The organism is Pedobacter heparinus (genome assembly GCF_032678725.1).
Classification (GTDB): Bacteria; Bacteroidota; Bacteroidia; order Sphingobacteriales; family Sphingobacteriaceae; genus Pedobacter; species Pedobacter heparinus_A.
On sequence record NZ_JAVTSC010000005.1, the window covers coordinates 178,852 to 191,396 of the forward strand.

General features: G+C 42.2%; 13 protein-coding genes. 7 read left to right on the top strand and 6 right to left on the bottom strand.

Annotated features, from left to right (window positions below; genetic code table 11):
• Nucleotides 1-933, bottom strand: a complete 933-nt coding sequence (locus R2Q85_RS09995; protein WP_316811629.1) for an AraC family transcriptional regulator — start codon at nt 931-933, stop codon at nt 1-3.
• Nucleotides 934-1,020: 87 nt separating this feature from the next.
• Here R2Q85_RS09995 and R2Q85_RS10000 point away from each other — a divergent pair, with 87 nt between their 5' ends.
• Nucleotides 1,021-2,502, top strand: coding sequence for an arabinose isomerase (locus R2Q85_RS10000; protein ID WP_316811630.1), 1,482 nt, complete (start codon nt 1,021-1,023; stop codon nt 2,500-2,502).
• A 3-nt stretch (nt 2,503-2,505) separates the two neighbouring features.
• On the opposite strand, the gene R2Q85_RS10005 is transcribed toward R2Q85_RS10000, so the two are convergent.
• Nucleotides 2,506-3,723, bottom strand: a complete 1,218-nt coding sequence (locus tag R2Q85_RS10005; protein ID WP_316811631.1) for an MFS transporter — start codon at nt 3,721-3,723, stop codon at nt 2,506-2,508.
• A gap of 190 nt (nt 3,724-3,913) precedes the next feature.
• Between R2Q85_RS10005 and R2Q85_RS10010 the strand changes: the two genes are divergently transcribed.
• The 4 genes from R2Q85_RS10010 (at nt 3,914) to R2Q85_RS10025 (ending at nt 6,070) form a co-directional block, all read left to right on the top strand.
• Nucleotides 3,914-4,339 (top strand): nuclear transport factor 2 family protein, encoded by a 426-nt coding sequence (locus R2Q85_RS10010; protein ID WP_316811632.1) that lies wholly within the window; start codon nt 3,914-3,916, stop codon nt 4,337-4,339.
• A 116-nt stretch (nt 4,340-4,455) separates the two neighbouring features.
• On the top strand, nt 4,456-4,680 hold the full coding sequence (locus tag R2Q85_RS10015) for a CDGSH iron-sulfur domain-containing protein (protein WP_316811633.1): 225 nt from the start codon (nt 4,456-4,458) through the stop codon (nt 4,678-4,680).
• Between the two features lie 105 nt (nt 4,681-4,785).
• Nucleotides 4,786-5,475, top strand: coding sequence for a DUF4142 domain-containing protein (locus tag R2Q85_RS10020; protein ID WP_316811634.1), 690 nt, complete (start codon nt 4,786-4,788; stop codon nt 5,473-5,475).
• 61 nt (nt 5,476-5,536) lie between these two features.
• A complete protein-coding gene (locus tag R2Q85_RS10025) occupies nt 5,537-6,070 on the top strand; it encodes a hypothetical protein (RefSeq protein ID WP_316811635.1) in 534 nt (177 codons plus the stop codon).
• On the opposite strand, the gene R2Q85_RS10030 is transcribed toward R2Q85_RS10025, so the two are convergent.
• Together R2Q85_RS10030 and R2Q85_RS10035 are read right to left on the bottom strand one after the other, a co-directional pair.
• Nucleotides 6,071-7,351: a BamA/TamA family outer membrane protein gene (locus tag R2Q85_RS10030; RefSeq protein WP_316811636.1), complete on the bottom strand. Its 1,281-nt coding sequence runs from the start codon at nt 7,349-7,351 to the stop codon at nt 6,071-6,073.
• 116 nt (nt 7,352-7,467) lie between these two features.
• Nucleotides 7,468-8,184: a DUF92 domain-containing protein gene (locus R2Q85_RS10035; RefSeq protein WP_316811637.1), complete on the bottom strand. Its 717-nt coding sequence runs from the start codon at nt 8,182-8,184 to the stop codon at nt 7,468-7,470.
• Between the two features lie 83 nt (nt 8,185-8,267).
• Between R2Q85_RS10035 and R2Q85_RS10040 the strand changes: the two genes are divergently transcribed.
• Nucleotides 8,268-8,642 (top strand): hypothetical protein, encoded by a 375-nt coding sequence (locus tag R2Q85_RS10040; RefSeq protein ID WP_316811638.1) that lies wholly within the window; start codon nt 8,268-8,270, stop codon nt 8,640-8,642.
• Nucleotides 8,643-8,776: 134 nt separating this feature from the next.
• Entirely contained in the window at nt 8,777-11,722 is a 2,946-nt protein-coding gene (locus tag R2Q85_RS10045) for an FAD-binding and (Fe-S)-binding domain-containing protein (protein WP_316811639.1), read from the top strand.
• Here the strand turns inward: R2Q85_RS10045 and R2Q85_RS10050 are convergent.
• Nucleotides 11,697-12,191: a PRC-barrel domain-containing protein gene (locus R2Q85_RS10050; protein ID WP_316811640.1), complete on the bottom strand. Its 495-nt coding sequence runs from the start codon at nt 12,189-12,191 to the stop codon at nt 11,697-11,699. The genes R2Q85_RS10045 and R2Q85_RS10050 overlap by 26 nt on opposite strands.
• A 19-nt stretch (nt 12,192-12,210) precedes the next feature.
• Nucleotides 12,211-12,363 (bottom strand): hypothetical protein, encoded by a 153-nt coding sequence (locus tag R2Q85_RS10055; RefSeq protein ID WP_316811641.1) that lies wholly within the window; start codon nt 12,361-12,363, stop codon nt 12,211-12,213.
• Between the last annotated feature and the right edge of the window lie 182 nt (nt 12,364-12,545).

Below are 12,545 nucleotides of genomic sequence, written 5' to 3' on the forward strand. Positions count from 1 at the left end.
TTAATGGGCACATGGGGCGGACTTATGGCCTTCGTATGTTTTTGTCTGGTTCGCAATGCGGATCATTTTTCGGTAAGCATCAGGAGCCTGGCCTGTTTTGTTTTTAAAGATCCTGGAAAAATAAAAAGATGATTCAAAGCCCAGCTCAGAGGCGATGGCTTTAATTGGTTTTGTAGTATCGGCCAGCAGGGTTTTGGCTTTTTCTATTTTGAGCTGCAATACATACTGATGCGGAGCAATTCCTGTAAAGGTTTTGAACGCCTTGCGAAACCAGGAATAACTGACCTGCAGTTCTTCGGCAACCTGTTCCACTGCAATGTTTTTATGGACGTATTCCCTCAGTAAGATCCTCGCTTTGTTGATGAGTACTTCTGAAATGTCTTCCTGTTCCATTTCCTCCTGTTTGGTTTTGGCATAAACCGTTCCTAAAAGATGTAATATCATTCCTGAGGCAAGGGCTTGGTAACCTGGTTGTTCGGTTTTTGTCTTTTCCAGTATGGTCTCAAAAAGATGGATCAGCTGATCGTTAAGGCCAAGCTGCAGCACACATTGATTTGGTGAGATGAAATGCTGCTGAACAATGTTGCCGATGATATTTCCTTTAAAGCCTACCCAGTATTCATCCCATCCGCTCTCTTTAAGAGGTTTGAAACGATGCCATTCGCCGGGAAAAAGCAAAATGATGCTGCCTTCCTGTACGGTGGTCAATTTGCAATGCTTTGACTCGAAGCTGCCTGATCCTTGTGAAATGTAAATGATCTGATATTCATCCAGTATCCTTCCTTTGTCCCAGTCAAAGTAATGATCGGAGGGATGGCCTGCGGGAGGATAATTTGCCGACTTTTCTATCCGGTTATAACCGGCATTTAATACATAAAGGCCCCAATTGACGTCATCATCACTTACGGGAAGGTATTTAAAGTAATTATTCATCTCAATAAGTATATGCGGTTTATCAGATTGTACATTGGTTAAACAAAATTTGTCATTTAAGTTTGTTTAACCTAAAATATAAATCTTATGACGAATCCTATAACGCCAGTTTCAGCAAAGCAATCACTTTTACCCAACAATTCAAAATCATCACTTAAAATTGGTCTGTTTGGCATTGGTTTAGATACCTACTGGCCACAGTTTGAAGGTCTGAAAGCACGCCTGGAGGGTTACCTGGGCAGGGTTGAGGAAAAACTTAAAAGCTTTCATCCAGAAATTGTAAATGCAGGCCTGGTAGATACCACTGATAAGGCGTTTGCTGCGGGCAGGTTATTTAAAACGGAGGATGTTGATGTGATTTTTTTATATGTTACTACATATGCCTTATCCTCAACCGTGTTACCGGTGGTTCAGCGCGCAAAGGTACCTGTTGTGATACTGAACCTGAGCCCGGAGGCCGCAATTGATTATACTGCTTTTAACGCCATGACCGATAGAACAAAAATGACTGGTGAATGGCTTTCTTACTGTTCGGCCTGTCCTGTTCCGGAAATTGCCAATGTGTTTAATCGTGTGGGTATAAAGTTCCATCAGATTACCGGGATGCTGCACAATGATCCGGAATGCTGGGCAGAGATTGGAGAATGGGTGGAAGCTGCAAAGGTAGCTAACAAGATGTTTTACAACAGAATGGGCTGTATGGGACATTACTACAGCGGTATGCTGGATATTTATGCTGACCTGACACAGCAATATGCACATTTTGGCGGTCATATTGAACTGATGGAAGTAGAAGAACTGGCCTGTTTACGGAAACAGGTAACCCCGCAGGAAATGAACAACAGGCTTCAGTTGTTTGAGGAAACTTTTGATGTGCAAAGTGATTGTTCCAGGGATGAGCTTGAAAAAGCTGCTGTGACCTCTGTGGCACTTGACAAACTGGTTGAAATTCATCAGCTGGGATCAATGGCCTATTATTATAAAGGAACCGGCAATACGGATAATGAAGAAGCCATCAGCTCTATCATCCTGGGCAATTCCCTATTAACGGCCCGGGGTATTCCTGTAGCAGGTGAATATGAAATTAAAAACGCCCAGGCCATGAAAATTATGGATTCTTTTGGTGCCGGAGGCTCTTTTACAGAATACTATGCCATGGATTTTAATGATGACGTGGTACTGATGGGACACGATGGGCCAGGGCATATCGCCATTGCTGAAGGCAAAACCAAGGTACGTCCTCTAGGTGTATACCATGGTAAAGTTGGGAAGGGGGTATCGGTAGAAATGTCGGTAAAGAACGGGCCGGTAACGTTGTTATCGGTAGTAGAGCAGAAAGGTGGTACCCTGATGCTGCTTGTTGCAGAAGCAGAAGCAGTACCTGGGCCTATATTGCAGATCGGAAATACCAACAGCCGGTATAAATTTCCGCTGGGAGCCAGAAACTTTGTAAATAAATGGAACAGTTACGGGCCTGCACACCATTGTGCCATTGGGATAGGGCATATCAGTTCTAAAATTGAAAAACTGGGCCAGCTGCTGAATATGGATGTGGTAAAGGTTTGTTAACTGCTATGCGGCAGCTACGGTTTTATTCTTTTTACTCATTTTATAAATAGTGAACATGATCAAAGCAGAAAGTATGCTCAGGACCAGGTAGCTTTCTGCCAGGTGCTGTTCATCTTTTGCAGGTAATATGGAAATGATACTATAGCTTAAAAATGATACGATGACATAGGTAATGCCACCGGTTAAGCCACTGGCTATTCCTGCATTTTTTGGAAACAGACCCAGGCAAAAAGTAAAGTAGTTGTTGAATATATATCCTGCAGTTACATGGATCAGGAATGCAAAGAGAATCAAGGTATATAAGCTGGAAATAAACAGGATACTGAGTAGCATACTACCTACAAATGTCAACTGAAATACCAGGTTTGTAGTCATTTTTTTGAAGAAAGGACGATTAATAGTTGCTTTACCTATAAATCCGCCTACCATCCATGCAAAGCCTAAAATGAGCGAGCTGTAGCCAGCAACAACCGGGCTAAAGTGCAAATGATGTTCTACAATGAACGGACCTGTCATATTATAAATCATGACCATGGTATAGGCGAGACCCAGCATGACAATGCCCAGGCTAAAGCTTGCTGTTTTTATCATCGTGATATAGATACTGGTAATCTTTTTTAAGGAAAACTCTGAAAAATGGCTCAGTGTTTCACCACTGTAAATGAATTCCAGGATTGCGAGTATCACTGCCAGTATGGCCAGGAAGTAAAAATTGGATTCCCAGCCAAATGCAGTTTGCAGGTATCCTCCTAAAAATGGGGCAACAATAGGTCCGGTAGACCAGATAATGGAAAACAGGCTCAGATAGTGCTTCAGCTGATCTCCGGTAAACAGATCTACGAAATATGCCCGTTTGGCTACAATAATGGTTCCTACAGTAAAGCCATGTATGATCCGCATCAGGTAAATGAGATAAATGTTGTGGGTGTTGGCAATTACAATGCTGGCCGCGGCAAAAATTAACAGGCAGATGAGGCTTAAGCGGTACCGGCCAAAGCTGTCCAGTACACTGCCGATAAATAACTGGGAAATGCCGTAGCTGATTAGAAAGAGGCTCAAGGTAAGCTGGACCTGCAAACTGCTGACCTGCAGGCTTGAAGCCATTGTGGGTAATGATGGGATATAGATATCTGTTGCAAAGCCGGATAGCGGCAATAGGGCAAATGCAAGCAGGGTTGAAATGCCCTGGTCTTGCTGAGTTAAAACTTTTGTACTGCTCAATTTATTACGTATGATTTCGAAAACACAAAGTTAGACTTTCGAAATTCCATGTGGAGCTATACTGTAACATGCGATTGTAATAAATAAAACAGCTGGTCTAAATTTGACATTTAACTGAACCAGTAAAAACAGGCTGCCATAGGGTTGTCAGTGCCGGCTGTTTTATTTGCGCTTAAATAAAAGAAATGCCATGTTAACAACTTTAACCGCCCAGACAAGAAACATTGTCCATCAGTTTTACCAGGCCCTGGCCAATCAGGAACTGGATCAACTGTTGCATCTTTTTTCCGAACAGCCGGATTGGGATGTACCAGGTAACCAGGAACTGGCACCCTGGTTAGGAAAAAGGAGCAGCCGAAAGGAAATAAGAGATTTTTTTGTGTTGCTCTGGCAAAGTATAGAGCCGGTAAGCGCAGAGATTGACCATGTTTTAGCTGAAGGAGATTTTGCGGTAGTTACCGGTGAGTTCAGTTCGGTGATGTTAAGGACAGGGGAAATCTATTCTTCTATTTTCTCTGCACATTTTACCGTACTGGACGGGAAGATCATTCGCTACAGGCTACAGGAAGACAGTTATGGACTCGTGGAAGCTTTGAGTTTACCAAAGCCGGTTTAAATTTACACGCTTTAAGCTGTATTCAGGTCTTGCAATTAGTTATAATGTTTCTAAACTGAAATGATATTCCTGACTATGCCTGCATTGTTTTAGTTTTGGCCGAAACAATAGAATTAATGTCAAAAACGAAACTTACAATTAACAATAACGGCTCGGTGAAAATAGAAGGCGATTTCGAGATCGTCGACAGAAATGGGGATGTTTATGGATTACAGGGAAGAACTGTATTGTCGATCTGTCGTTGTGGCCTCTCTAAAAACAAACCTTTTTGTGACGGTTCCCATAACGGACATTTTGAGCATGAGGCTGTTGCCTTTGAGCTTCCCCCTAAAAAGGTATAATGGTTTGGCTGCGGGAATGCTGCTATGTAATTTTACGGTTGCTCAGGCAAACATTATTGCCTGGTTTTTGTAGTTTTAATAGAGTTATAGCTAAATTCCGCAACCATGAAAAGTATCCGAATATTTGCAATCCTGGCATTGTTGTCTTGCCTGATTTATTCCTGTTTATCTTCCAGAAATACCTCAGGAGAAGAAGGTAAAAAGCGAAAAAAGATAACCGGGGTTACTCCGGGTATTAAAAATCCAAGCAGGGGAGTGATCAATGCAAGTGGAGACGGGCTTACTCCGGGAATCGGGCAGTCGAACGGTGCCGGCTCTGAAGAAAATGCAGCCAGCATTGCCAATAATGCAATTGCCAGGGCAAATGCATTGGTCAAAATCAATCCGCAACAATTGGCAGCTCTTACTGATGAGGAGCTGCTCAACAGGATGGTACTAAGTCAGCAGACAGAAGTTCAGCTGAGCGGCGGTGCACAGCGCAGAACAGCTAATGTTAAAATTGCAGCCTATGCAACAATGATATTGAACGATCATACGCAGCTTAAAAGCGAACTAAAAAAACTTGCTGCAGGGAACATCGGATTGGAGACTTCGACTACAAGCGAGGGTTTGAGCGGAACTGATTTACAATTTGTGCAAAAGATGATAGCAAGTAATCAGGGTATGATCGCACTTTATACTGCTGCTGGTAAAGCTAAAGACCAGGCGATAAGGGAATTTGCTTTAAAAAATCTACCTGTATTGAGGAAACACCTGGAAGCCGCACAGGAACTGACTAAATCGGTTAAGCCCTGACAAAAGCGGGTCTTTCGGCAAATTGATAAGATTTAGTAGCTTTGAAGATAATTTAAAGGACATGACAGCGAGCAGTTTTAAAGTTAATGAAAATGGGGGAGCAATAACTGTGACAATAACGGTGCGGTCATCTTTAAGTAGCAAGATCTTCCTGTATGCTTTGAATATCATGCTCATCTCCGTGATCATATTGTTCTTCATTGGTGATATAGGTGTGATAACAGCGTTTATTACCGTCATGGAGGTCTTGTTGTTCAGGTATTCATTATGGAACCTGTATGGTTCTGAAACGGTGATGTTAAAGAAACATTCTTTAAGTTATCAGCAGTGTTATGGTCCCATCAAGATGTCTGCTAAAACGTTGAGCATTACGAAAACATTAAAGGTATTTCCCTTTCATGAAAATTTTCAGACGGGAAATAAGGCCATGAAACTGGTTTTTGAATCTGTTGACGAAAGCCTGCACCCCGTGAATCTTTACCAAACTTCCCTGGCAATTTCCCATCAGGATTATAAAACCTTTATGGAGATTTTTAACCGGTTTTATCAGCAGAAACCCGATGAATACCTGCTTCCGCTGCCGCAAATGAATTGATTAAAATGCTTCAGTTAAGCCAAGGAAGAACCCTTTGGAACCATATTTTCCAAAGGCATAATCCAGGCATAAATTGGTCCTTGTCGCTTTGTTGAAAAGTATACGTAAGCCGGCACCACCACCTGGTTGCCATTGTTCAAATAATTTGGTACCCATTTCATCATTAGCAGTCTGGATGTTTCCAAAGGCAACGCCACTTAAAAATTTGTTGCGCGTAATTGGAAAGCGGTATTCGAGTTCTGAATAAAAGTACTGAGGCCCTTTAAAGTAAGTAACGGTATAACCTCTTCCGCTACGGAAATAGGTATCTCTTCCGGTACCCGCTAACTCCAGGTATGGCATGGCACCACTAAGCAAGTAGGAGCCCCAGTTCCAAAAGGCAATAACATGCTCAGGGTTCCGGTTGGACAGACTCCAGTATTTTCTGAAATCGGTGGTAATTTGTACGGCATTTTTGCTGCTGCCCATCCAGGTTTGATTGACACGGACGCCGGCATCGGCGTAAATGCCATTATACGCCCGGTTCTGGTTGTCGCGGGTAGTGTATTGCAGGTTAAAAAGTAAGCCATTGGATTGATAGTGGTCACGGTCAAATCCATGGCGGTCACTGTAAATATTATAGGGTGTAAGTTCATTTGTGTTTCCGCGGTCTTCAATTTTTCTTCTGATATCAAAAGATACACCCGCTCCAACAAATAGGTTGGATTGAATTTGTTTATAAATCTTTTCCCTGAAATTGTAATACTCAGCATGGAGCACATAAGCCTTGCGGTCGGGATTGCTGAGTATCAGATCAGTCTGACTACCAGTGGCAGCGTTACCAATACCTAATCCAAAATCGGGTAAAACGGTTTTTGCCGCTACCAGACTGCCCTGCAGATTCCATTGGTTTTCGGGAGTATAAATATTGTGATTGAGGTAAAAGTAGATGATACCCTTGGTGGTTATTGATGCAGAAGTGGCCGCAATAGACATTAAAGTTTTTGGGTTTTTGCCCAGTACTTTACCTGCAACTGCCTTTATGCCAATCTGAGCACCAATACTTGGGTTATAAGCAAAATTAGGTATAATGGTAACAGCTGATTTTTTTGCCGGGTTAACCGGTTTACTTTTTGGATGGAAAATGCTGTTAAACAGATCACCAACATCATATTGGTTATGGATGCTGTCCTTTTTTGTCGTATCGGCTCTTAATGAATCGATGGCCTGCGCCCTTCCCTGCGAATATTGCAGCCCGGCAAGCATTGTAAGTACTGGTATCCACTTTTTTTTAAATGACATTTTTATATCCAACATGCAATCAGGTTCAAAATATAGCTACTGGTTTACCAAAAATAACGAGAAATACCCGGATCAATTATGTCCGTAATAAATTATAACCAGTTTTGCCTAATTTATTACCTGAACAGGTAAATTATCATTGCAGTTGCTGCCGCAAATAAAGTATTTAAAAAGTTTACTGCATTGTTGCCGATATAATGTTTACGCTCAAAGGCAGCACCCAGTACAGAATCGGCAAGGTTTCCAAGTATACCCGCAAAAACAACAATCAAACCTATTTTGTTAAATCCTGCATAGATGAATGCAATGATACAGGCGCCGGCAGCACCTATCAATACGCCTTGCAGGCTAATTACGCCGTCCAGGCCATTGGTCTCTTTTTTAAAGGTAAGGATGTTGTAAAAATTCCGGCCATAAACCATACCAAGTTCAGAAGATAAGGTGTCAGCAAGGGCCGATGCCAGGCTGGCCGCCATCATTAAAATATACGGATCTGCATGTCGGGGATAAATAATGGCTAAAATAGCTGTTAATCCGGCTACCCCTCCATTTGCAAAAACCTGACCGGTGTTCCTGGCCTTATTGGCTAAGTTGTCCCTGTGTAGTTTTGTTTTTATATTTTTCTGGTGAGCGGTTGCCAGTACGCTTAACATAAAGAATGCCAGTAACATCCATATACCTGTCCATTGTGCAGCCTGAAACACCATTATCCCTATTGCTGCTGCTAAAAAAGAAGCCGGTATGGTCAACTTCCTTGTCTTTATACAAATGAACATCAGAATAACAAGTGTTACCATTAAATAGAATACATCAGGGGTTTTGGACATCACCATAGCTGGACATGAAGATAAATAAGAATAAAGACTCAATCTGGCATAGCGTTTGTAACTATCACGTTACATTTAATCATCTTATTATGAAAAGAACATTCAAAATTTTCAGTTTACTTTTAATCGCTACGACGATTATCATCGCCTGTAAGAAAGACAAAGACCCTGCAACTACAGACTTCTTTGTTGGTACCTATAAAGGTTCTGTTTCTTATAATAAGGACGGAAGTACAATAACCAGTTCTGACGGAAAAGTAACCGTTAGCAAGGTAGGGGATACTTATAATTTCTTTTTCGGAAGTAATATACCGGATATTAAAGGCGTAAAGTTCGAGAAATCGGGAGACAATACTTATGTGAGTGTTGGAAGCGGCTTAACGGGTATCACTATCGATGCTGGTACGTTAAAAATGTTAGTGGTTAAAGATGGCGCAACCTGGACAGCTGACTGTACAAGGTAAGGGCTGTAAACGTTCATAAAAAAGGGTTTGCCATGTAGATGGCAAACCTTTTTTTGCTTCATGTTTTGTCTACATCCCCGGCAGCTATGTTAAATTGATTTGTATTAATGCTTAACTTGTCTAGAAATTAAGGAATGAAAGAAAAGCTTAAGGCACTGGCAAATTTGCTTGCCGGTGAACTGTATACGGATGATACTACCAGGTTATTGTATGCTACGGATGCTTCCGCTTATTCAGAAATTCCTTTGGCTGTTGCTGTACCGCGTTCAGTGGCTGACCTGAAAAAGCTGATTACCTTTGCCGTGGAAGAAGGGACATCGCTGGTTCCGCGTACTGCTGGCACTTCGCTGGCAGGACAGGTAGTAGGTAGTGGAATTGTGGTGGATGTATCCAGGCATTTTAACCAGATTTTGGAGCTCAATACTGAAGAACGCTGGATCAGGGTACAGCCGGGGGTGGTGCGGGATGAGCTAAACGCATACCTTAAAAAGTACAGCTTGTTCTTTGGCCCTGAAACTTCGACCGCCAACCGGGCCATGATCGGAGGTATGGTGGGCAATAATTCCTGCGGATCAAACTCCATCATTTATAAAAGCACAAGGGAGCATACCCTGGAAATCAAGGCCTTATTGAGTGATGCTTCTGAAGTAACATTCAAAGCATTTAATTTTGAAGAGTTTATAGCCAAAGGTGAGGGAACAAGCCTGGAAGCTGCATTATATCGTTCTATCAGAAGTCAGTTGGGTAATTACGAAAACCAGCTGGAAATCAGAAAAGAATTTCCGGCGGCTGACATAGAAAGGCGCAACACGGGATATGCCATAGATATTTTGTTAAACACCGCGCCCTTTACCGCCGGAGGCGAAGATTTTAATTTTTGTAAACTGATTGCAGGATCGGAAGGTACCTTGGCCTTCATTACTGAACTTAAACTAAACCTGGAACCCTTACCACCTGTATATTCCGGTTTGCTTTGTGTTCATTTTAATGCGTTGGAACAGGCTTTGCAAGCTAATCTGGTAGCATTAAAATATCAGCCAAATGCAGTTGAACTGATTGATCATTACATTTTAGCCTGTACCAGGGATAATATGGAGCAACGCACAAATAGTTTTTTTATGGAGGGAGAACCAGAAGCAATGCTGCTGATGGAGTATGCAAGGGATACCCAGGAGGAAGTGATGGAGGTTGCGGCCAGGGTTGAAACGGAATTACGTAGCCTGGGGCTGGGCTACCATTTTCCGCTGTTGTTTGGCACCGACATTAAAAAAGTATGGTCGCTTAGAAAAGCCGGGTTGGGCTTATTGGGTAATATACCAGGCGATGAAAAGGCCGTGCCGGTAATAGAAGATACCGCGGTAGCCGTACAGGATTTACCTGAGTATATCCGTGATTTTAACGGGATCTTAAGAAAACATGGCTTGTATTCTGTTCATTATGGACATGCCGGTTCTGGTGAACTGCATTTGCGACCTCTCCTGAACTTAAAATCCGAACATGGCAACCGGATGTTCCGGTTAATTGCCGAAGAAATTGCTTTGCTGGTTAAAAAATATAAAGGTTCGTTAAGTGGCGAACACGGTGACGGCAGATTGAGAGGAGAATTTATTGCGCAAATGATCGGGGCAAAAAACTATACCTTGCTGAAAGCGTTGAAAGAAACCTGGGATCCGAATAATATTTTTAACCCCGGCAAGATCATAGACAGCCCGCCGATGGATACGATGCTGAGATATACAGCGGGGCAGAAAGGATTTGAGTTTAAAACGTTGTTCCGTTACGCCGGACAGAACATGTTACAACATGTTGAACAGTGCAATGGTTCGGGTGATTGCCGGAAATCCCATCTGGCAGGTGGCACCATGTGCCCTTCTTATATGGCTACACATGAGGAAAAAGATACCACAAGGGCACGTGCAAATATATTAAGGAACTTTTTAACGCATTCTGCAAAGCTCAATAAGTTTGATCACAAGGAGATTAAGGAAGTCCTGGATCTATGTCTGAGTTGTAAGGGCTGCAAATCAGAATGTCCGTCTAATGTAGACATGGCAAAGTTAAAGGCTGAATTTTTACAACATTATCAGGATGCGAACGGGATTCCGCTGAGGTCAAGGCTGGTGGCTAACTTTAGCCAGATTGCTGCACTTGGTGCTGTGATGCCATCATTGTACAATTGGATGATGACTGGCCGGGGCATCAGTGGGATTTTGAAAAGGATTTCAGGTTTTGCAGCCGACCGGGGTATACCTGGAATTCAACACATAACTTTAAGAAACTGGTTTATAAAGCATCAGCACAGTAACCATCAACAAGAAATTCAACAAAAAACTAAAAAAGTTTACTTTTTTTGTGACGAATTCACCAATTACCAGGATACACAGATTGGGATAAAGGCCATTCTTTTATTGGAAGCGCTGAATTACGAGGTAATCCTACCCAAGCACCTGGAAAGCGGTAGGGCCGCTATTTCAAAAGGCTTGTTGCGCAAGGCCAGGAAAATTGCCCAGCACAATGTCTGGTGCTTAAGTGCTTTGGTCAACGATGAATCCCCACTGTTAGGTATTGAGCCTTCTGCCATACTAACTTTCAGGGACGAATATCCTGATCTGGTAAACGATGATCAACTGGAAGTGTCCAGGAGGCTGGCTTCAAATGTTTTCCTGATTGATGAGTTCTTAGCCCGGGAAATCCAAAATGGAAATATTGAGCAGTCGAAATTCAGTACAGATAACAAGCGTATAATATTACATGGACATTGTCAGCAAAAAGCTTTTAATGCCCTGACTGCAACTGAAAAAATTCTTTCCTTTCCGCGGAATTACAAGGTGGAAACGATTCCCTCCGGGTGTTGTGGGATGGCGGGTTCTTTTGGATATGAAAAGGAACATTACAATTTATCTATGCAAATAGGGGAATTGGTGTTATTTCCGGAAATCAGAAAGCAAAGCGACAATGTGCTGATAGCAGCACCCGGAACCAGCTGCAGGCATCAGATTAAAGATGGGACGGGGAGAAAAGCATTACACCCTGTAGAGATACTATACGATTGTCTTATCCAGGATCCTGGCTGCGTTTGAAATGATCATCGCTAAAGTGTCCATGGTTATAAAAATCTTCCGGGTGCTGCTCGTAAACAACTGCTGCCGCATTTGGAAGTGATCCGGCCCCCAGAAAGGCATACCTGACTGCAAGCTCTTCAACAGGGGAGATGGTCTTTCCTTTTTCATAGGGAGGAAGGGTGTATATTACGGCTGTATGCTGCATGGATACCATAACTTCTTCCTCATCATCGTCCAGTGTCACTAAGCCAATTGGGATCAATACATAACCCGTATGATTTTCCTGATCGGAATCAATATCTGCAACAATATAACGTACTTTGCCTTCCTGAGGATCAAATATAAGGTCTTCAACCTCACCGATCTCATTTCCTTCAGCGTCTACGAGTTCCCATCCATTGATGTCGGGCTGATGGTCGGCTATTTCAAAATTGCTGCTGCTGAGTTCTTCCAGATTGATTGTCCTGTGATGTACATGATGTTCCATAACTAAATTTAATTAACTTTTATCTTACGGTACTTTCCGTTGGAATGCTTGCATTCGGTTTTGTTTCATAACAGCCTTTATACAGGCCAAACAAAATCGCAATGATAACCAGGATCATTATGATCTTTAAGATGTGGCTTTTCTTTTTAGGTTGTACGTCTAGCTGTGCCATAATCTGTGCATTAAATTCTTTGTATTGCTAGGTAATTAACCAATACCTCCACGCTTTTGTTTGAAACCTGAACTTAATGCGTTGCAAACACTTTAGATTTCAGACAAAATCACTAGTTTTAAGCCTTATTGGCAACCAAGGATAAATTTGCAAGAGCATTTTCAAAGCAAAATATCGATATG

What these genes read in the sequence shown, in the direction of transcription:
- R2Q85_RS09995 (WP_316811629.1), bottom strand. Translation starts at nt 933, where the DNA reads ATGAATAATTACTTTAAATACCTTCCCGTAAGTGATGATGACGTCAAT.
- R2Q85_RS10000 (WP_316811630.1), top strand. Translation starts at nt 1,021, where the DNA reads ATGACGAATCCTATAACGCCAGTTTCAGCAAAGCAATCACTTTTACCC.
- R2Q85_RS10010 (WP_316811632.1), top strand. Translation starts at nt 3,914, where the DNA reads ATGTTAACAACTTTAACCGCCCAGACAAGAAACATTGTCCATCAGTTT.
- R2Q85_RS10015 (WP_316811633.1), top strand. Translation starts at nt 4,456, where the DNA reads ATGTCAAAAACGAAACTTACAATTAACAATAACGGCTCGGTGAAAATA.
- R2Q85_RS10020 (WP_316811634.1), top strand. Translation starts at nt 4,786, where the DNA reads ATGAAAAGTATCCGAATATTTGCAATCCTGGCATTGTTGTCTTGCCTG.
- R2Q85_RS10025 (WP_316811635.1), top strand. Translation starts at nt 5,537, where the DNA reads ATGACAGCGAGCAGTTTTAAAGTTAATGAAAATGGGGGAGCAATAACT.
- R2Q85_RS10030 (WP_316811636.1), bottom strand. Translation starts at nt 7,351, where the DNA reads ATGTCATTTAAAAAAAAGTGGATACCAGTACTTACAATGCTTGCCGGG.
- R2Q85_RS10035 (WP_316811637.1), bottom strand. Translation starts at nt 8,184, where the DNA reads ATGGTGATGTCCAAAACCCCTGATGTATTCTATTTAATGGTAACACTT.
- R2Q85_RS10040 (WP_316811638.1), top strand. Translation starts at nt 8,268, where the DNA reads ATGAAAAGAACATTCAAAATTTTCAGTTTACTTTTAATCGCTACGACG.
- R2Q85_RS10045 (WP_316811639.1), top strand. Translation starts at nt 8,777, where the DNA reads ATGAAAGAAAAGCTTAAGGCACTGGCAAATTTGCTTGCCGGTGAACTG.
- R2Q85_RS10050 (WP_316811640.1), bottom strand. Translation starts at nt 12,191, where the DNA reads ATGGAACATCATGTACATCACAGGACAATCAATCTGGAAGAACTCAGC.
- R2Q85_RS10055 (WP_316811641.1), bottom strand. Translation starts at nt 12,363, where the DNA reads ATGGCACAGCTAGACGTACAACCTAAAAAGAAAAGCCACATCTTAAAG.